The 18,819-nt window shown below is 45.8% G+C and carries 18 protein-coding genes; 10 read left to right on the forward strand and 8 right to left on the reverse strand.

What is annotated here, in order from left to right; all coding sequences use genetic code 11:
- Positions 1 to 181: 181 nt before the first annotated feature.
- Together amaB and ABD031_RS16775 are read right to left on the reverse strand one after the other, a co-directional pair.
- On the reverse strand, positions 182 to 1,726 hold the full coding sequence (amaB, locus tag ABD031_RS16770; protein ID WP_343853564.1) for an L-piperidine-6-carboxylate dehydrogenase: 1,545 nt from the start codon (positions 1,724 to 1,726) through the stop codon (positions 182 to 184).
- Positions 1,727 to 1,790: 64 nt separating this feature from the next.
- Positions 1,791 to 2,777 carry a DUF4421 domain-containing protein gene (locus ABD031_RS16775; protein WP_343853566.1) on the reverse strand — a complete coding sequence of 329 codons (987 nt, stop codon included), beginning with the start codon at positions 2,775 to 2,777 and terminating at the stop codon, positions 1,791 to 1,793.
- Between the two features lie 452 nt (positions 2,778 to 3,229).
- On the opposite strand from ABD031_RS16775, the gene ABD031_RS16780 reads away from it, so the two are divergent.
- A complete protein-coding gene (locus ABD031_RS16780; protein ID WP_343853569.1) occupies positions 3,230 to 4,009 on the forward strand; it encodes a glycosyltransferase family 2 protein in 780 nt (259 codons plus the stop codon).
- On the opposite strand, the gene ABD031_RS16785 is transcribed toward ABD031_RS16780, so the two are convergent.
- The gene (locus tag ABD031_RS16785) at positions 4,010 to 4,720 is read right to left on the reverse strand and encodes a glycosyltransferase family A protein (protein WP_343853572.1); all 711 of its coding nucleotides are present in this window, start codon (positions 4,718 to 4,720) and stop codon (positions 4,010 to 4,012) included.
- A gap of 91 nt (positions 4,721 to 4,811) precedes the next feature.
- Positions 4,812 to 6,014: a pyridoxal phosphate-dependent aminotransferase gene (locus ABD031_RS16790; RefSeq protein ID WP_343853574.1), complete on the reverse strand. Its 1,203-nt coding sequence runs from the start codon at positions 6,012 to 6,014 to the stop codon at positions 4,812 to 4,814.
- Between the two features lie 132 nt (positions 6,015 to 6,146).
- On the opposite strand from ABD031_RS16790, the gene ABD031_RS16795 reads away from it, so the two are divergent.
- Positions 6,147 to 7,001, forward strand: coding sequence for a toxin-antitoxin system YwqK family antitoxin (locus ABD031_RS16795; protein WP_343853576.1), 855 nt, complete (start codon positions 6,147 to 6,149; stop codon positions 6,999 to 7,001).
- On the opposite strand, the gene ABD031_RS16800 is transcribed toward ABD031_RS16795, so the two are convergent.
- A complete protein-coding gene (locus ABD031_RS16800; RefSeq protein ID WP_343853578.1) occupies positions 7,002 to 7,529 on the reverse strand; it encodes a lipid-binding SYLF domain-containing protein in 528 nt (175 codons plus the stop codon). It abuts the gene before it with no gap.
- Between the two features lie 12 nt (positions 7,530 to 7,541).
- Entirely contained in the window at positions 7,542 to 7,898 is a 357-nt protein-coding gene (locus tag ABD031_RS16805; RefSeq protein WP_343853580.1) for a YraN family protein, read from the reverse strand.
- Positions 7,899 to 7,982: 84 nt separating this feature from the next.
- Here ABD031_RS16805 and lipB point away from each other — a divergent pair, with 84 nt between their 5' ends.
- The 6 genes from lipB (at position 7,983) to ABD031_RS16835 (ending at position 13,895) form a co-directional block, all read left to right on the forward strand.
- Positions 7,983 to 8,699, forward strand: coding sequence for a lipoyl(octanoyl) transferase LipB (lipB, locus tag ABD031_RS16810; protein WP_343853582.1), 717 nt, complete (start codon positions 7,983 to 7,985; stop codon positions 8,697 to 8,699).
- A 90-nt stretch (positions 8,700 to 8,789) separates the two neighbouring features.
- The gene (locus ABD031_RS16815; protein ID WP_343853584.1) at positions 8,790 to 9,191 is read left to right on the forward strand and encodes a hypothetical protein; all 402 of its coding nucleotides are present in this window, start codon (positions 8,790 to 8,792) and stop codon (positions 9,189 to 9,191) included.
- Positions 9,192 to 9,201: 10 nt separating this feature from the next.
- On the forward strand, positions 9,202 to 9,951 hold the full coding sequence (locus ABD031_RS16820; protein WP_343853586.1) for a 3'-5' exonuclease: 750 nt from the start codon (positions 9,202 to 9,204) through the stop codon (positions 9,949 to 9,951).
- Positions 9,952 to 10,108: 157 nt separating this feature from the next.
- Positions 10,109 to 12,313, forward strand: a complete 2,205-nt coding sequence (gene rnr, locus ABD031_RS16825; protein WP_343853602.1) for a ribonuclease R — start codon at positions 10,109 to 10,111, stop codon at positions 12,311 to 12,313.
- Positions 12,276 to 13,262, forward strand: a complete 987-nt coding sequence (locus ABD031_RS16830; protein WP_343853589.1) for a polyprenyl synthetase family protein — start codon at positions 12,276 to 12,278, stop codon at positions 13,260 to 13,262. The genes rnr and ABD031_RS16830 overlap by 38 nt, the downstream gene beginning before the upstream one ends.
- A gap of 3 nt (positions 13,263 to 13,265) precedes the next feature.
- Positions 13,266 to 13,895: a rhomboid family intramembrane serine protease gene (locus ABD031_RS16835; protein WP_343853591.1), complete on the forward strand. Its 630-nt coding sequence runs from the start codon at positions 13,266 to 13,268 to the stop codon at positions 13,893 to 13,895.
- A gap of 187 nt (positions 13,896 to 14,082) precedes the next feature.
- On the opposite strand, the gene rpmA is transcribed toward ABD031_RS16835, so the two are convergent.
- Together rpmA and rplU are read right to left on the reverse strand one after the other, a co-directional pair.
- Positions 14,083 to 14,343, reverse strand: coding sequence for a 50S ribosomal protein L27 (gene rpmA, locus ABD031_RS16840; RefSeq protein ID WP_343853592.1), 261 nt, complete (start codon positions 14,341 to 14,343; stop codon positions 14,083 to 14,085).
- Between the two features lie 35 nt (positions 14,344 to 14,378).
- A complete protein-coding gene (gene rplU / locus ABD031_RS16845; RefSeq protein WP_026967738.1) occupies positions 14,379 to 14,690 on the reverse strand; it encodes a 50S ribosomal protein L21 in 312 nt (103 codons plus the stop codon).
- Positions 14,691 to 15,277: 587 nt separating this feature from the next.
- On the opposite strand from rplU, the gene ABD031_RS16850 reads away from it, so the two are divergent.
- A complete protein-coding gene (locus ABD031_RS16850) occupies positions 15,278 to 16,258 on the forward strand; it encodes a ribonucleotide-diphosphate reductase subunit beta (protein WP_343853596.1) in 981 nt (326 codons plus the stop codon).
- Between the two features lie 36 nt (positions 16,259 to 16,294).
- Complete coding sequence (locus tag ABD031_RS16855; protein ID WP_343853598.1) at positions 16,295 to 18,688, forward strand: ribonucleoside-diphosphate reductase subunit alpha; 2,394 nt, start codon at positions 16,295 to 16,297, stop codon at positions 18,686 to 18,688.
- Positions 18,689 to 18,819: the final 131 nt, after the last annotated feature.

An 18,819-nucleotide genomic window follows, 5' to 3' on the forward strand; every position in this document is an offset into this window, starting at 1 on the left:
ATCGGGAGAAATCCTGTTATGGGGAGTAGTCATTTCGACCACAGGGAGAAATCTCACAATATGGAGTGGTACTAATGATCAGATCTCTCCTATCGTCGAGATGACTGGTCCGTAGGAGAAGTCTGGGCACTCGACTCTTGGCTCTTTTTCTTGATACTAGCGTCTTGTGTCTTGATACTTTTCAAATATCAAACTTGATCCCCTGCGCTAAAGGCAGCGAGGTAGAGTAATTGATTGTGTTGGTTTGACGGCGCATGTAGGCTCTCCAGGCATCTGATCCTGATTCGCGTCCACCACCAGTTTCTTTTTCTCCTCCGAAAGCGCCACCGATTTCCGCTCCGGAAGTTCCGATATTGACATTGGCAATCCCACAATCCGATCCTGTTGCTGCAAGGAAAGCTTCCGCTTCCCGCATATTCGTGGTCATGATCGCTGAAGAAAGCCCTTGCGGAACTCCATTTTGGAGGGCAATAGCCTCAGGGAGCGTCTTGTATTTAATCAGATAGAGGATCGGAGCAAAAGTCTCGTGCTGGACGATCTCAAAATGGTTTTCCGCTTCAAAGATCGCGGGCTTCACGTAGCAGCCCGACTCATATCCTTCTCCTGAAACGACTCCGCCCGGTACGACTTCTTTTCCTCCGGCAGTTTTTACTTTTTCGATTGCCGTCAAATAGGATTCAACCGCTCCTTCGTCAATCAACGGACCAACATGGTTTTTTTCATCAAGCGGATTCCCAATCACCAGTTTGGAATAGGCAGAAGCCAATCTGGTTTTTACTTCTTCATAGACATTCTCCTGAATGATCAAGCGCCGTGTCGTCGTGCATCTTTGTCCTGCTGTACCGACAGCACCAAAAAGTGCTCCCCGGATCGCAATGTCCATATCTGCATTTTCAGTGATGATGATAGCATTGTTTCCTCCTAGTTCCAAGAGCGACCTTCCGAGTCTTTCTCCCACAGCCTTAGCAACCAGTTTGCCCATCCGGGTAGAACCAGTGGCAGAAACCAAAGAAACTCTTGGGTCATGAGACATCAGCTCGCCTACTTTATAATCTCCAACAATGAGGTTTGAAATACCCTCCGGCATTCCATGCTCAGCAAAAACCTTTGCTGCGATGTGTTGACAGGCGACGGCCGACAGCGGTGCTTTTTCGGAAGGCTTCCACACGCAAACATCCCCACAAACCCAAGCCAAAGCCGCATTCCAAGACCAAACCGCCACGGGGAAATTGAACGCTGAGATAATCCCGACGATCCCCAAGGGATGCCACTGCTCGTACATCCGATGTCCCGGGCGTTCAGAATGCATGGTCAACCCGTACAGTTGGCGGGAAAGTCCCACTGCGAAATCACAGATATCGATCATCTCCTGCACTTCGCCCAGCCCCTCTTGGTAGGATTTACCCATCTCATAGGAGACCAGCTTACCCAGATCAGCTTTTACTTCCCTGAGTGCATTGCCAATTTCACGCACTATTTCTCCACGCTGAGGAGCGGGAACGGTTTTCCATTTTTCAAAAGCCGCCTGAGACTGCGCAATTATTGCTTCATATGTCTCAGGGTTGGTTGGCTGTACTTTAGCGATCAACTTCCCGTCGGCAGGAGAAAAAGACGAAAGGTAGCTCGCTCCAGAATCTAGCCAATTCAAGCCAGTTGACGAGCCAAGATTTTCGGATTGCACTCCGATTTTTTGTAAAGATTGTCGGATGCCGAATGCGTCAGTCATGGGGATAAGTAGATTTTTCCTTTCCCAAAGCTAAAAATAAAAGCTTTGAATCAGGTAAATGCTTTCACTCTAATAGCCGTCGGAGGATATTCAGAGGATTAAGCTTGGTATAGGTTTTCACGAGTTTGGGGCCTGGACTTATCTTATAGACCAAATTGATACGATAGTTTCCGGTGTTGGCCGAATGTGTGACATCCTGTTGTTTGGCAAGATCGAGATGCTTGTATACATAGCTGCCATTGATCGAAAACCGATTGCCATTGTATCCGGCAAATCCTCTCAGAAAATACCCTGGCGTCACTTCAAACTTGGTCGTTTCTTTGTCTTGATCGGCTTTCGAAAATCCCAATCCCACATTTGCTGAGGCTGCACCGGTGAGGAAAAATCCCTTCCCCAAAACCAAAGTTCCTACCACCCCCCCACTCGGCCCGACCTGATAGAAATCCGCTCGGGTATAATTACCAGGAATCGCAAGGTCCTGGGGAATCACCAAAGAGTCGCCACTGATTCTGACACGATAAACCTCAAAACCGGCCATAGTAGAGAAAGCGGACTTCTTCTGAATTGCAGACTGGTGAAAGGCCGCTTCCAAAGAAATCTTCTCGCCATTGAAGATGTAACTGGCACCGACGCCAAGTTTCACGACTTTAATGTCTCGCCGAAGGTAATCTTCTCCAGAGCCTCTATAGTCTTTGATTAGATACCCGTTGTAAAACTGTCCAAAAAGATCAATTACCCAGCTTTGGGGATAAATGTGCGCTTGAAGATCCAAAAATTTTGGCCAGTCTTCCTGTCGGTCCTGGTTCAAAAACGAAACCGGAAAAGCCATATTCAGCGTAAACTTTTGATACGTAACTCCGACCCCAAGATTTAGCCCACTATTAGGTTCATACACACCGACTGGATCTCCATAGTTAATCGCAGTATATTTTTTCGATACGTATGTCCTCAAAATCATCTTTTCAGACTGTGGTTCGATATAGGCAGTATCCAAGCCCCTGATCTGGGCAAACAAGATATTTGGAATTTGTGTAAAAAATAAAAGGAGCAACAGGCAGCAAATTTGTCTCATAGTAGGTTTCCAGATATGTTGTGGTAGGTGGAGACTTTAAAACCCAGTTACATTGGCTAGTGATCTTCTCTGCTCAGCTGGCCGGTGCTTCGGAAGAATGCGCCCACGGTTGGAAAAAAAGCGAATAATCAGTTTATGAAAACTCAATATAAACAAAAAGAACCCTGACGCTAGCCAGGGTTCCTTCAAAACTATTCTGAGTTCGAAAAATGGATTCCTAAGAATCTCATTTTTGAAAAAGAAGATAAAGAAAAGTTGTTAATCACCGAGGATAAAATTAGAACATCCTTAAAATAAAACAAATGATTTTTTGGATTTTTCTGATCTAAAAATTACAAAAGCAATCTTTTTCAACGATTTTTAAAAGAATCCCACATAGGATCAAGAATTAATAAATTCAATACCTTTCGGATCAAATTAATTCCCTCTCTATGCCTAGTCTACTGGTATCGGTCGTTGTGCCCTGCTACAATCAATCAAAATACCTGAGAGAAACCGTGGAAAATGCCCTCAAATCCACCTATCGGCCCATAGAGCTCCTGATCATCAACGACGGATCTAAAGACGACTCCCTCGGAATCGCCCGAAAACTAGCCGAGGAATTTCCTGAAGTCCGCGTATTGGATCAACCAAACGGCGGTGTATCAGTGGCCAGAAATAATGGGATATCAAATGCCAAAGGAGAGATAATACTCCCACTAGATGGTGACGACCTGATTGCTCCCGTCTACATGGAGGAAGCCGTGAAAGTTCTTACCACACGTCAAGAGGTCAAAGTGGTCTATTGTCAAGCAGTAAAATTCAATGAGGAGGGACAGAAAAAGTGGCATCTGAAACCCTTCAGCAGACATCAATTGGCTAAGGACAACATGATTTTCTCGGCAGCCTTTATTTGGAAAAAGGATGCAGAGGCAGTAGGAGGCTTTTCAGAGGACATGAAAATGGGAAGGGAAGATTGGGAGTTTTGGATCAAAATGCTAAAGAACGGAGGCGAAGTAGTGCAGCTCCCATTCGTTGGATTCTACTATCGCCTCACTACCACGAGCAAACGAAAAAGAACCGGTACGATTCAAAAAAAGCGTGATCGAATAGACTACCTCAATAAGAAGCATGCGGATTTTTTCGAACGAGAACTCAACGGCCCACTGCGCATTCAGCGCACTTGGTCCCGACCTTACAATAAGCTGATGAAACTGTTGCGCCTACTTTGATCAGATCTTATCCAAGCCCTTCCAGAATTTCAAAAAGTAATATTTCAACGGATTCGTGTATTTCAATTGCTTCCAAGGACGGCTTGCATGCGGACGATGCCATACCGGTGCGTTCATCAGGACAGTATTTTCAAAGCCCAACTCAATGGATTTTTTGGAAATAAACGTATCGTACCAATCCTTGGCTTCATCCAAACCTTTGAAGTCAAAGCTGCGCAAAAACTCCACAGAGAAAAGCGTGCAGCAAAAACTCAGACTACGATTGGTATTAATGACCGGCTCTTTATGTCCTTTGAATTTCAGGTAGGGAAAGTTTACAGTCCCCTTATCATCCACGGTCACCGACCCCACCAACCCGGATTTTTTACTAATTTTCTGGAAAGATAAAAGACTGGATATCGTGTCCGTCTTGAGTACTACATCTGACTCGACCACCAAAAATGGCAATGTATTTTCCAAAGCCATCTTTTGAGCAAGCTGCAAAACCAGCTTATAATTGGGAGAGGGGTGATCCGTGAGGTCTTCGATATGAATCAATTCATAGCCAATCTGGGACTTATTTGCTTCCAAAGCGGCTCTGGTCTCCGCGGAACTGAAGTCGTTGAAAATCACATGGCGAACCGAAGCGTCTGAGGCCGCTATAGCTCTTGCGGTATCCAGGGTTGTTTCGATGGAATTTTTCACCGGTGTAATTACAAGTACTTCAGCCATAAATTGAGTGTTTATTCAAAATTAAGCCTTTCTGTCAAGGCAAAAAAATAGCCCCGGCTTTCGGCGGGGCTAAGAATTTATTTCAAGGCGATCAGGCTAGCTCACCCAATGCTTTTTTGATTCGCTTTAGTGCCTCCACCAAATCTTCCTCAGAAGCGGCATAGGACAATCTCACGCAGTTTGGAGCACCAAAAGCGCCGCCGGTGACGAGCGATACATTGGCAACAGATAGTAAATAAAGGCAAAGATCATCCGCTGTGTTGACAGTCTGTCCGTGCGCTGACTTGCCAAAGAAGGCGGTCACATCCGGGAAGAAATAGAAGGCTCCCTGCGGAACGTGTGTTTTGATTCCTGGAATATCTCTCAACAAGTCCAACACCAAAGCGCGTCGCTTAAAGTAAGCCTTGGTCATTTCATGAGAAGGAGCCTGATCACCGGAGATTCCAGCCAGTGCCGCACGCTGCGCGATGCCGGTATTGCCGGAGGTGAACTGTCCCTGCATTTTCTCTACTGCCTTGGAGATCTCCAGGGGTGCGCAGATATAGCCGACTCTCCAGCCGGTCATCGCGTAGCCCTTTGAGAAACCATTGACGGTGACCGTCCGCTCAAACATATCCGGGAACGAAGAGATGCTGTAATTTTTGCCCTCGAAATTGATCAGTTCATAGATCTCATCTGCAACGACGATGATGTTTTCATGCTGTTTCACCACGTCTGCTATAGCTTCGAGTTCTTCCTTCGAGAAAACAGAACCGGTTGGATTACATGGAGAAGAGTAGATCACTGCTTTTGTTTTTGGCGTGATCGCCGCTTCCAGTTGAGCCGCAGTTGCTTTGAAATTGTTTTCCAGAGTTCCCTCGATCAGCACTGGTACACCTCCGCAGAGTTTGATGATCTCCGCATAGCTAACCCAATAAGGGGAGAAGATCACTACTTCATCACCTTCGTTGAGAATACACATGAACGTATTGGCGATGGAGTGCTTCGCTCCTACTGATACGACAATATTTTCGGCTTTGGCCTGCTCGATGGAGTTTTCCTCGCGAAGCTTTTTGGCGATAGCTTCTCTCAGATCCTGGTATCCGGCTACCGGAGGATAGGCGAAGTATTTCCCTTCGTCGATCGCTGCCTTGGCAGCTTCCTGGATATGTTTGGGTGTTTTGAAATCTGGCTCCCCCAAACTCAAACCAATAATGTCAATACCTTGAGACTTCAGTTCCCGAGCCTTCTTTGCCATGGCCAGGGTGGCTGATTCCTCCATATTCAGGATACGATCCGAAAGAATAGAATTCATTTTTTCAACAGGTTTATTACAAATTCCTCAAAAATAGCCAGAAGATTATAAATTCTAAACAATCCCGTCGATTTGATCTTGAAATGTTATTTTTGATCAAAATAGTTTGCCAATTCTGCCGTTTTTCTTTCAATGAACAGAATATTTCCCGTTTTTCTGATTGCAATGTCTCTCTCGGTCAAATTCGCTTTTGCCCAAAAAGATGAATCCGAGAAAAAATCCGATCCGGACTCAACAGGTGTAGTCAACTCAGTGCTCTTACCCTCTGTTGCCCCCCTTTTGCTCTTTGATGAGGACAAAGAAAAAGAGGCGAAAAAGGAAAAAAAGAAAAAAGCCCGCAAGAATATCTGGTTTGGAATCAAGACCCAGCGCGGCTATACCCGCAGAGAACTGCGTGGCCAGACCTATTACGAGTTCTTCAACTATACTGACATCGCCAAGGCTCCAGATCCCTACATTCGGGATGTGTATTGGTACGACGCCAGAAATAAAACCATCAATTCCTCCGGCTATGCCAAGGGAGTTGGCTACTTACTCCATGGGCCCTATGAGCGAAAAGTCAACGAGACGTTGGTGGAGAGTGGTATGTTCTATTATGGCACCAAGCATAGGACGTGGATGCTTTTTGATGATCAAAACGTCCTGCAGGACAAGAATCACTATTCCGAAGGCTGGCCTGAGGAATCTCGGATCACTTACTATGATCAGGGCGCTCAATCCATCGAAGAAATCACACCGATCCAATACAGTCTCGAAGAAGGAAACTATTACTACTTCTACGATAATCAGCAGATCGCTGTCACTGGGGAGTATCAATACGGCGAAAAGGTCGGGTTATGGACGGAATACTGGGATACTGACAATTCTAAGGCGGCCCGCAAGCGGGAAATTCAATACCAGGAGGCTCCTTATACAAAAAAATTCCGCCCGTATATACGAGCGGAATGGGATAAGGACGGAAATCTGATTTACCGAAAAGAGCCCTGATTAATTGCCCTTAAATTTGAATTGTTGGCCACCGACAGAGGCTTCATACATCAAGCCTCCTTTGGTTCGAGTGAACACCGCGACTCCGTCTACATATTTTGCATTGGCCGATGCACCGGATGCCGCAGCGACTGCCGATACCTGAGCCGACATTTCAACTTTGTTTTCTTTGAATCGCTCAAAAGCTGCTTGGTTTTCGAAAAACACCACTTCGCTATAAGATTGACCTCCCGCTTGGAACCCAATGGTCACCTGAGTCATTTTCGCCATGCCTACCAACACTCCCCCTTGATAGGCCACACCATTTCCCGCTGCTCCACCCACCAAAAGACCTCCTTTACCGACATTTGGCAGGATGATATAACCATAGGCGGAATCGAATAAATCACCCATAGTTGGGTCATCTTTCAAAAAAGCTGCCTTGGCTTCCTCGGCGTCGGCAATAATTTTGTCGTTATTTTCTTCTTTCTGTGCGAAGGTCGCTGTGGCCACGAAGGCCAAGAAAAGGCCTAGAAATAGTTTTTTCATTGCTTGTTTGTTTTAGTAAAATGCATCTTCAAAATGTCGGAAATTAACCGTACCGGCTTTGTCTCTATAAACTCCAATGATGTCAAATCTGATATCTTTCTTCCAATCTATTTCATAAATATAGTAATCAGCAGCTTTCACAAGCAGCCTCTTTTTCGTCGAGTCTACAAATTCCTCCGCAAAACCAAAGCCAGTTCCAGATCGGAATTTCACCTCTACAAAGATCAAAATTCCTTTGTGCTTCATTATTAAATCGATCTCCGCATAGCCATGTCGGTAATTTTGATCGAGTAGTTCGTAGCCCCTCCCCACCAACCAATCTGCCGCCAGTTGCTCGGCGAGTCTCCCGGTATCATTGTGCTCGGCCATTTTAAAATTGTTTAATTTTGAAAAATTGTAGAATTCCACAGCATGCTGCGCTGTTCTAAAAATCAATTTTCTGAGGGAAAAAAGATGAATGAAATTATCAATAAAAGGGTAGAATTCCGAGACTTAGGTCTAATGGATTATCAGGAAGCCTGGGATTATCAGGAGGCGATTTTCGCAGAAACGGTCGGCCTGAAAATCAAAAACAGGAGCTTGCCTCCCGAAGACCAGACTCCTACCCCCAACTACCTGCTTTTTGTAACCCATCCCCACGTGTATACTTTGGGAAAAAGCGGCAAAGCTGAAAACCTCCTTTTGGACGAATCAGGACTGGAAAGCAACCACGCCACCTATTACAAAATCAACCGTGGAGGAGACATCACCTACCACGGACCCGGCCAGTTGGTAGGCTATCCTATCTTGGATCTGGATAACTTCTTCACCGACATCCACAAGTATTTGCGGTTTCTGGAGGAAGCGATCATCCGAACATTAGCAGACTATGGAATCGAAGCCGGAAGAATCGATGGACTAACCGGAGTATGGCTGGATCATTTGGATCAGAAAAGACCTCGAAAGATCTGCGCTTTGGGCGTCAAATCCAGTCGCTGGGTGACCATGCACGGCTTTGCATTCAATCTAAACGTAGACCTGAATTATTTTGGCCACATCGTCCCCTGCGGCATTGATGACAAAGCGGTCACTTCCCTTCATCTCGAACTCGGAAAACCTGTGGATGAAGCGGAAGTCAAAAGTCGAGTGAAACAACATTTGGTGGAGCTGTTTGAAATGGAGCTATTTTAAAACCGAAAACACTACTGAAGAAGAACACAAACCATCTTTGGCTTACAAAATCACCCCAACTTTTACCCCGGGATTCCTGCCCTACCAACCATGAAAAAAGACATAGATTTCTCTCCGGTAACCGGAGTAAAACTCGCCATCGCCAAAAAAGAAACTCCTACCGGTGAGGAATGGAACGTATTCATCATCAATCTCAATCTGATCGAACTGAATACCGTCTTGGTCACTTCCAAGGGCTATGGCATCCTAGACGGAGAAAAACGACAAACGGCTACGCTCCGCCATGTGATCGATGAATTGGGAGCGCAATCCATTGCCAAAGTGGAACCGATTGATCCTGTCGTTTTTGCCCTGACCAACGAATTTTGGGTGAGCTATTACATACTGGATCAGATTTTTGACAAAAAGTTTATCTTTACTCCAGGCAGCTTCGACCCTGCCCACTTGGGCTTGATTCCTGAAATCGGCCTGAAAGGAATACTTCACCCTTAAATCTCATCCTATGGCGGATTTTTTTGAGCAATTGGGAGACATCCTCTTTTTAGACATCGAAACCGCCTCCGTGACGGAAAAATTTGAAGAACTTGATCCACGGCTTCAAGAGGAATGGATCAAAAAGGAACGCTTGATCAGAACCGAAAATCCGACCGAGTCTCCGGGATCGCTGTTTTTTGACCGCGCAGGAATCCACGCAGAGTTTGGAAAAGTCATCTGCGTAGGTGTTGGTTTTTTTCAGAGCAAAAAGAAGGACAATAAGCTGGTCTATCGATCGAAAATAATCGCTGATGGGAATGAGCGGGAACTTCTTTTGGAATTGAATGCTTTACTTAACAGGAAAAAGTGGGTGCTTTGTGCGCACAACGGCAAAGAATTTGATTTCCCCTATCTCTGCCGGAGGATGCTGATTCAGGGAATTCCTCTCCCCGAACCGCTTCAAATTGCAGGGAAGAAGCCGTGGGAGGTTCGTCACCTGGATACCATGGAGCTTTGGAAATTTGGCGACTACAAACACTACACCCGACTGGAATTGTTAGCCGCAGTTTTTGGGATCCCCACCTCCAAAGAAGGCATCGACGGCAGCCAAGTCAACACCGCCTATTACCTCGAAAACGACCTGGAAAAAATCAAAAAATATTGCCTTCGCGACGTGGAAGTGACGGCGAGGATTTTCATGGCGATGCACCCACAGCCCGACGAACTCACCATAGAAATCGTAGAGACAAAAGATTCAAAAAAAGATCACGAAGATTGATGCCCAAGGCATCCAAATCTTTTTACCTTAGAAATCGAGCATGACGAGTACGTCACACGCTTGGATGATTGGTAGCGAGATTCCTCCCGATAACCAACGGGATCGGGATGGCCGCTAACAATCAATTTATTAACACATGAAAAACATCACCCAAATCATGGGAAGAAAACCAGATAGAAAAAACTCAAAACATAAAAAAAGTGGAGGACACTCCAATGACGCAGCCAACTTGGCCAGACGCATCCTCCAATTTTTAGACGCCCATTTCGGCGAAGAATTCAACGCTAAACAGATCACAAAAAAACTGGAAATCCGTGACTCGTTAAATAAGGGCGGTGTCGAACCAGTCCTTCACCAATTGGTGGAATCTGGTGCCATCTCGCGCAACTCCCGAAATTATTTCAGCTCGACCAAGGATCCGGCATTTATCACTGGCACCGTAGACTTTGTAAATCCGAGATTTGCCTTTATCGTACAAGACAATCCTGACGCCGTCGGAGGAGATATTTTAGTCAAAGAGGCCGACCTCAAGCAAGCCCTCGACGGGGACAAAGTCCGCGTGATGGTTTTTCCTACCAAAGGAAAAACAGGCAGAACTGAAGGCCGGGTATTGGAAGTCGTGGAAAGAAGTCGGGATGAATTTGTCGGCCGGGTGGAGATTTCGCCGCGCTTTGCTTTTGTCGTTCCCGACTTCAAGAAAATGCACAAAGACATCTTCGTGCATCGAGGCGAACTGATGGGAGCTGAACACAATGAAAAAGTAATCGTCAAACTCACTGAATGGAGAGAAGACGACAAAAATCCCACAGGAAAAGTCATCCGAGTTCTGGGCAAGGCAGGGCTACACGAGGTGGAGATTCACTCCATCATGGCGGAATTTGGGCTGCCTTTCGAATATCCGCAAGAACCTGAGGCCGAGGCAAACGAAATCTCGGATAAGATCACCGCCAAAGAGATCAAAGCCAGAGAAGACTTCAGGGATGTTTTGACATTTACCATTGACCCAGTAGATGCCAAAGATTTTGATGACGCGATTTCTTATCGGGAGCTGGAAAACGGCAACCTGGAGATCGGCGTTCACATCGCTGACGTGACCCATTATGTCAAACCAAAGACCGCTTTGGAAAAAGAAGCCTTCAACCGGGCAACTTCAGTCTACCTGGTTGACCGAACCATCCCAATGCTGCCCGAGCGACTGAGCAACGGACTCTGTTCGCTCCGGCCAAACGAAGACAAATTGACTTTTGCCTGTACCTTTGAAATGGATAGAAACGGTCATGTACTCAAGCACTGGATCGGAAGAACGGTCATCCACTCCAATCGTCGCTATGCCTACGAGGAAGCACAGGAATGCATCGATACGCAATCTGGAGACTACTTTGAGGAGCTGACTTTGCTAAACGACATCGCCAAAAAAATCCGCAAGAAGCGGTTTGACCACGGCGCGGTAAATTTTGAAACCGTCGAAGTCAAATTCAAACTGGACGAAGCCGGCAAGCCCCTCGGCCTGATGGTCAAGGAGCGTAAAGACATCCACAAGCTGATCGAGGAGTTTATGCTCCTGGCCAACAAATATGTGGCGGAGTTTATTTACAAGAAACACAACGGTACCGATACCTTTGTATACCGAACCCACGACAGCCCAGATTTGGATCGATTGGAAACTTTCTCCGGCTTTGCGAAACGGTTTGGCCACCAGATGGACGTCACCAACGTGCAAAAGATCTCAACTGCCTTGAACAAGCTGATGGAGGAAATCCAAGGCAAACCTGAACAAAACGTCCTCGAGCAGCTCGCAATCCGCAGCATGGCCAAAGCGAAATACACCACCGAACCAAAGGGACACTTTGGATTGGCTTTCGCCCACTACACGCACTTCACCTCGCCGATCCGCCGCTATCCTGACATGATGGTACACCGTCTTTTAGAACACTACCTCGACGGGGGCAAATCTCCAGAGGCAGAATCTTGGGAACAAAAATGCCTGCACTCCTCCGAGCGTGAAAAACGTGCGGCCGATGCCGAGCGCGCGTCCATCAAGTACAAGCAGGTGGAATACATGTCGATGGCTGAGCAGAAGGACTATGAAGGCATCGTCAGCGGTGTGACAGAGTGGGGAGTATTCGTGGAAATCACCGAAACCAAGTGCGAGGGCATGATCCGCGTGCAGGATATGGATGATGACTACTACGAATATGACGAGAGAAATATGCGGTTGATCGGCAGCAAGAATAAAAAAATGATCACTTTGGGCGACAAAGTGATGGTGCGGGTAGTTAACACCGACATAGACCGAAGAACAATCGATTTGGAATTTGCAGACAATGACAGAAAAAAGCCTCGCTCACGCGCTTTTAATTAAACTTGAGGACCACATTACCTCCCACAGTTTCGGAGAATCACCCCTAGAACTTTACGACCCGATCAGTTACATCATGAGCTTGGGAGGGAAGCGGATCAGACCGCTTCTCTCTCTTTTGGCTTATGGTCTATATGGTAAAAACCCTGAGGAAATCCTGAACCAAGCCAGTGCGGTGGAAGTATTTCACAACTTCACGCTGATGCACGATGACATCATGGATCGGGCTCCGCTGCGAAGAGGCAAGGCGACGGTGCATGAAAAATGGAACGCCAACACGGCCATTCTTTCAGGCGATGTGATGCTTATCAGAGCGTATGATCTTCTCCTTGGCACCGCGTCGGAGTCACTCCCGGAAGTGATGCGCCTCTTCAACAAAACGGCTGCTGAAGTCTGCGAAGGGCAGCAGTACGACATGAATTTCGAAAAGTACGAAACTGTCCACGAAGACGAATACCTGAATATGATCCGTTTGAAAACGGCAGTACTGCTGGGTCTTGCGCTTCAACTAGGAGCGATCCTGGCCGGAGCCGAAAAAGAAGACGGGCAGAGACTCTATGATTTTGGGGTAAACATCGGTGTGGGTTTTCAGCTGAAAGACGACCTGTTGGACATCTTTGCCGATCAGGCGAAGTTTGGAAAGCAGGTAGGTGGAGATATCATTTCCAACAAGAAAACTTTCTTGCTGATCAAAGCACTTGAATTGGCAAAAGGAGAAGATGCGGAGGAGTTGAATTATTGGCTTTCAAAGAAGGCGTTTGACAAAGTGGAAAAAGTAACCGCAGTACGGAATCTTTATGAGAAATTGGGAATCAAATCTTTGACTGTTTCAAAGATGGAGTCCTTTTTTGATGCGGGATTCTCCCAGTTGGAGGGCATTCATTTCACCAATCAAGAATACTATCACGCCCTACAATCCCTCACCCAAGACCTGATTCACCGGGAAAAGTAAACCATGGAATTGACACTGACTACGCTCATCATCGGGATCACAGCGATCACGAGCATCTTGGCTTTCAATCGGCACGAGATGATGGATCGATGGATGTTTATGCCCTACCAGATCAAAAAACGCGGACAATGGGATCGGTTCATTCTATCGGGTTTCATCCATAAGGACTACATCCACCTCTTGTTCAACATGTTTACCTTTTACTTCTTCGGAGGTGTGGTGGAAATGTTTCTACGCTACCGCTTCGGCACGGTGGTCGGGGGAATCTTATTTGTGGCGTTTTACCTTTTGGGAATAATCATTTCTGATATACCCACATACAAAAAATACCAAGGCGACGGCCACTATCGCGCACTGGGAGCTTCAGGAGGCACGGCCGCCACGGTGTTTGCCAGTATTATTATCATGCCCTTGGCAGATATCTGTTTGTTCGGCATCGTTTGTTTGCCGGGATTTGTCCTTGGAGTTCTTTTTCTGATCTACTCCTATGTGAAAGGAAAAAGAGGCGAAGACAACATCAACCACGATGCACATCTCTATGGAGCTATCTTTGGAATCGTCTTTATTCTCATTCTCTCGCCTTCCAGCGCTACACTGTTTGTCGAGCAGATCAAAGGTTATCGACTATTCTAAACAAAGGTCCCTGAGTCATTTCTGGGACCTTTCGAATTCAATTTCCGCGGCCATTCCCTTGATGTCCGAGTTTTAAAATATTTCTTTGTTCAGCCCAGCAACAGCCAGTCGATCTTCTCAGTTTGAGATACAGGCAAAAAAAAGCCTCTTCCGAAGAAGAGGCTTTGATTTTTTGAAGCAGTTCGCCTTATGCGGTTGCTGGCAAAACGCTTACATAAGATCTACCGTCAGCTTTGGTTTTGAAAGTCACTACACCTGGCGTCAACGCAAACAGTGTGTGATCTTTACCCAATCCTACATTGAGACCAGCGTGATGCTTAGTGCCTCTCTGTCTGACGATGATGTTACCAGCGATTACTACCTCGCCACCGAATTTCTTCACACCCAATCTCTTGGATTGCGATTCTCTACCGTTTCTGGAACTACCTACACCTTTCTTGTGTGCCATGGTTATATAAGTTTATGTCTTCCTTTGGGGAAAACTTAGAGTGTTATAGTTTCGATCAATACTTTGGTGAAGTCTTGTCTGTGACCGTTCTTCTTCTTGTAGCCCTTGCGGCGCTTCTTTTTGAAGACAATCACCTTGTCACCTTTTACATGATCCAGGATTTTCCCAGATACCTTGGCTCCAGCTAGAAGGGGAGCACCTACAGACACAGAGCCGTCAGCTTCAGCCAACAAAACTTGGTCAAATTCCACGGAAGCGCCAGCGTCACCGTCCAGCTTGGGAGCATAGACGTACTGATCTTTTGTTACTTTGAACTGCTTACCTGCGATGTTTACAATTGCGTACATGATTCTTTGATTCTTTGTCAAAATCGGAGTGCAAATATAAGAAAGTCATTTTGAACAAAAAAACATTCTTCAAAATCAGATTTGGAAATGTGAAGGTAACTTTGAATTTAAGGGAAACTTCTTGGAGATCTGTCTGAATCCTCCTACCCCAATACTTGAGAATCCGAGCTCCAAGCCGGTTCTTTTTTCTTTAAAATTGATAACGGACTGGAAATCAGATTTCAAATTATTTACGATGCGGAACCAATTTTCTGACCTTAGGTCAAAAATCAGGTCAGTTTTTGGTGTGGAAAACTTTTTTCAAAATGTTGAAAATTAATAGAATGCTCGAAAAAGGATGAATTGATTAATTAATAACTTTACTTAAAGTTTATTACTATATTGATTTATAGCACTATATTCATTTTTTGACTTTCAGTCATAAAAACCCTTCAAGCGCCACTTTACCATTTTTATTTCGCTTTTTGCTTTCCATATTTGTTCAAAGGCTGTTCTAAAAAGGCAGCCTTTGCTATCCCCCGACCTGATTGAAATCGGAATTTCCGCCTCAATCCATTTTAAGAACTTTATCAATAACAGAGAGTAAGATGCAGCAAGAACCCATTTTAGAAGAGAACAACGGTCGCTTTGTGCTTTTTCCAATTCAACACAACGACATCTGGCAGTATTACAAGAAAGCTGAGGCAAGTTTTTGGACTGCGGAAGAAATCGACTTGGGACAGGATATGACCGACTGGAAAAATCTGACCGATGGCGAACGGCACTTTATTTCTCACGTCTTGGCATTCTTTGCTGCAAGTGATGGCATCGTCAATGAGAACTTAGCCGAACATTTCGTCTCTGAAGTACAATATACGGAGGCGAAGTTTTTCTACGGGTTTCAGATCGCGATGGAAAACATCCACTCCGAGACTTACTCTCTTTTGATTGATACCTATATCAAGGATGCGGGAGAAAGAGACAAGTTGCTCAATGCCATGGAGCATATCGATTGCGTAAAGAAAAAGGCCGATTGGGCGCTTCGCTGGATTGACAACGGTAACTTCCAGGAGCGACTGATTGCGTTTGCCGCTGTAGAAGGCATCTTCTTCTCAGGATCTTTTTGCTCAATTTTCTGGTTAAAGAAGCGTGGTCTGATGCCAGGCCTCACGTTTTCCAACGAACTGATTTCACGAGACGAAGGATTGCACTGTGATTTTGCATGCCACCTTTACACCAAGCATGTGGTAAATCCCCTTCCGAAAGAAACCGTTCGTGAAATCATCATGGATGCGGTGGCGATCGAAAAGGAGTTTGTCACCGATGCGCTGCCGGTAAGGCTGATCGGAATGAATGCAGACCTGATGTGTCAATACATCGAGTTTGTCGCAGATCGCCTTTTGATGGAATTGGACTGCGAAAAAGTGTGGAACAGTACCAATCCGTTTGACTTCATGGATATGATTTCCCTGCAAGGCAAGACGAATTTCTTTGAAAAAAGAGTCGGCGATTACCAAAAAGCCGGCGTAATGAAATCTGCCGATGCAACCGAGTCCTCCTCCAGATTTTCCGTCGAGGAAGATTTCTAATTAACCACTTTTCATCCAATCCTAAATCATCACACTATGTTAGTAATCAAACGCGACGGAAGAAGAGAATCAGTACGGTTCGACAAGATCACATCCAGGATTGAAAATCTCTGCTATGAGTTGGATCCCAAATTTATCCAACCCATCGAAGTGGCCAAGAAGGTAATTGACGGCCTATACGATGGAGTCACAACTTCTGAGCTGGATAATCTGGCGGCAGAAGTTTGTGCATCCTTGACCGTTAGACATCCGGACTACGCCGTGCTCGCTGCCAGAATCGCCATTTCTAACCTACATAAAACTACGAGTCAGTCCTTTTCAAACACCATGAAGAGACTGTATACCTACGTCAATCCGAAAACCGGCGAAAATGCGCAATTATTAGACACAGAAGTGTACGGCATCATCAAGAGACACGCCGCGCGTCTCGATGAAGCAGTTGATTACAAGCGTGATTTTGGTTATGACTATTTCGGTTATAAAACTCTTGAAAAAAGCTACTTGATCCGACTCGATGGCAAAGTGGTGGAGAGACCTCAGCACATGCTCATGCGAGTGGCCGTCGGTATCCACCGTGAAGACATGGACGCCGCGATCGAAACATACAACCTCCTTTCAGAACGTTGGTTTACCCACGCGACTCCGACACTTTTCAACGCCGGTACTCCAAAGCCACAACTGTCATCCTGCTTTCTCCTCACGATGAAAGACGACAGCATCGACGGCATCTACGATACACTGAAGCAATGTGCCCGAATTTCCCAATCTGCTGGGGGAATTGGTCTTTCTATTCACCACGTACGAGCCAAAGGCAGCTACATCAAAGGTACCAACGGCGTATCTAACGGCATTGTGCCGATGCTGAGGAACTTTGACATGACCGCTCGCTATGTGGATCAAGGCGGAGGAAAAAGAAAAGGCAGCTTTGCCATCTACTTGGAGCCATGGCATGCTGATATCAAGGATTTCCTTGAGCTGAAGAGAAATCACGGAAAAGAAGAAATGCGTGCAAGAGACTTGTTTTACGCACTTTGGATTCCTGATCTTTTCATGAAGCGGGTGGAGCAAAACGAAGAATGGTCTTTATTCTGCCCAAATGAGGCTCCCGGACTTTCCGATTGCCACGGGGAAGAATTTGAGCGATTGTATGAGAAATACGAGCGGGAGGGCAAAGCGCGAGAAACGATCAAAGCGCAAGAGCTTTGGTTTGAAGTGCTGGAATCTCAGATCGAGACCGGCACGCCGTACATGCTTTACAAAGACGCTGCAAATGGCAAGTCCAACCAGAAGAATTTGGGGACTATCAAGTCTTCTAACCTTTGCACTGAAATCATCGAATACACAGCGCCAGACGAAGTAGCGGTATGTAATCTGGCTTCTATCGCACTGCCGAAATTTGTGACGTCCGGCCCGGATGGCAAGCTGATCTTTGATCACGATAAGCTCTATGAAATCACTAAAGTGGCGACCAAAAACCTCAACAAAGTTATTGACATCAACTACTATCCTGTAGAGGAAGCCCGAAGATCCAACTTCAGACATCGTCCGATTGGATTGGGGATTCAGGGCTTGGCCGATGCTTTCATCATGTTGAGAATGCCATTTGACTCCGTCGAAGCTCGTGGCTTGAATGAGGATATCTTTGAAACGATCTATTATGCTGCAGTAGAGACTTCCATGGAATTGGCAAGGACGCAAGGAAGCTACGAGACCTACGACGGTAGCCCGGCATCCAAGGGCATATTGCAATTTGACATGTGGGGTGTAACTCCAAAGTCCAGCAGATACAATTGGGATGGACTCAAAGAAAAAGTGAAGAAATACGGAATGAGAAATTCGCTGCTGGTGGCTCCGATGCCGACCGCTTCTACTTCTCAAATTCTGGGAAATAACGAGTGCTTTGAGCCATATACCTCCAACCTGTACACCAGAAGAACACTTTCCGGCGAATTCATCATGGTAAACAAACACCTGATGAAGGATTTGATCAATCTCGGAATGTGGAATGACACGATGAGAAACCGTCTGATCTCAACCAATGGATCTGTTCAGAATGTACCGGGCATTCCTCAAAACATCAAAGATATCTACAAGACCGTGTGGGAAATTTCCCAAAAAGTAATCATTGATATGGCTGCAGATCGCGGAGCTTATATCTGTCAGTCTCAGAGTATGAACATCTTCATGCAAGATCCAAACTTTGGTAAGTTGACCTCTATGCACTTCTATGCTTGGAAGAAAGGACTAAAAACAGGCATGTATTACCTGAGATCACAGGCTGCGACAGCTGCTATCAAATTCACATTGGATAAAGCATCGCTGGAGACTAAAGTTGAAAAAGCTGTGGTAGTAGACCAAAAAACACAAAAGCAAGATGCCATCACCTGCTCTTTGGACGATCCAGAGGGCTGTGAAATGTGCGGAAGCTAAAATCTAGAGTTCGTAAAATGGATAAAAGGCGTTTGATAGTATCAGGCGCTTTTTTTTTCTGAAAGTCTGGTTAGCGTATCCCATAGTTGTTCCGTGATATCAGTTTTCGCTAAGGTGTTTCTTTGGAGAAA

The organism is Algoriphagus jejuensis, assembly GCF_039523455.1.
GTDB lineage: Bacteria > Bacteroidota > Bacteroidia > Cytophagales > Cyclobacteriaceae > Algoriphagus > Algoriphagus jejuensis.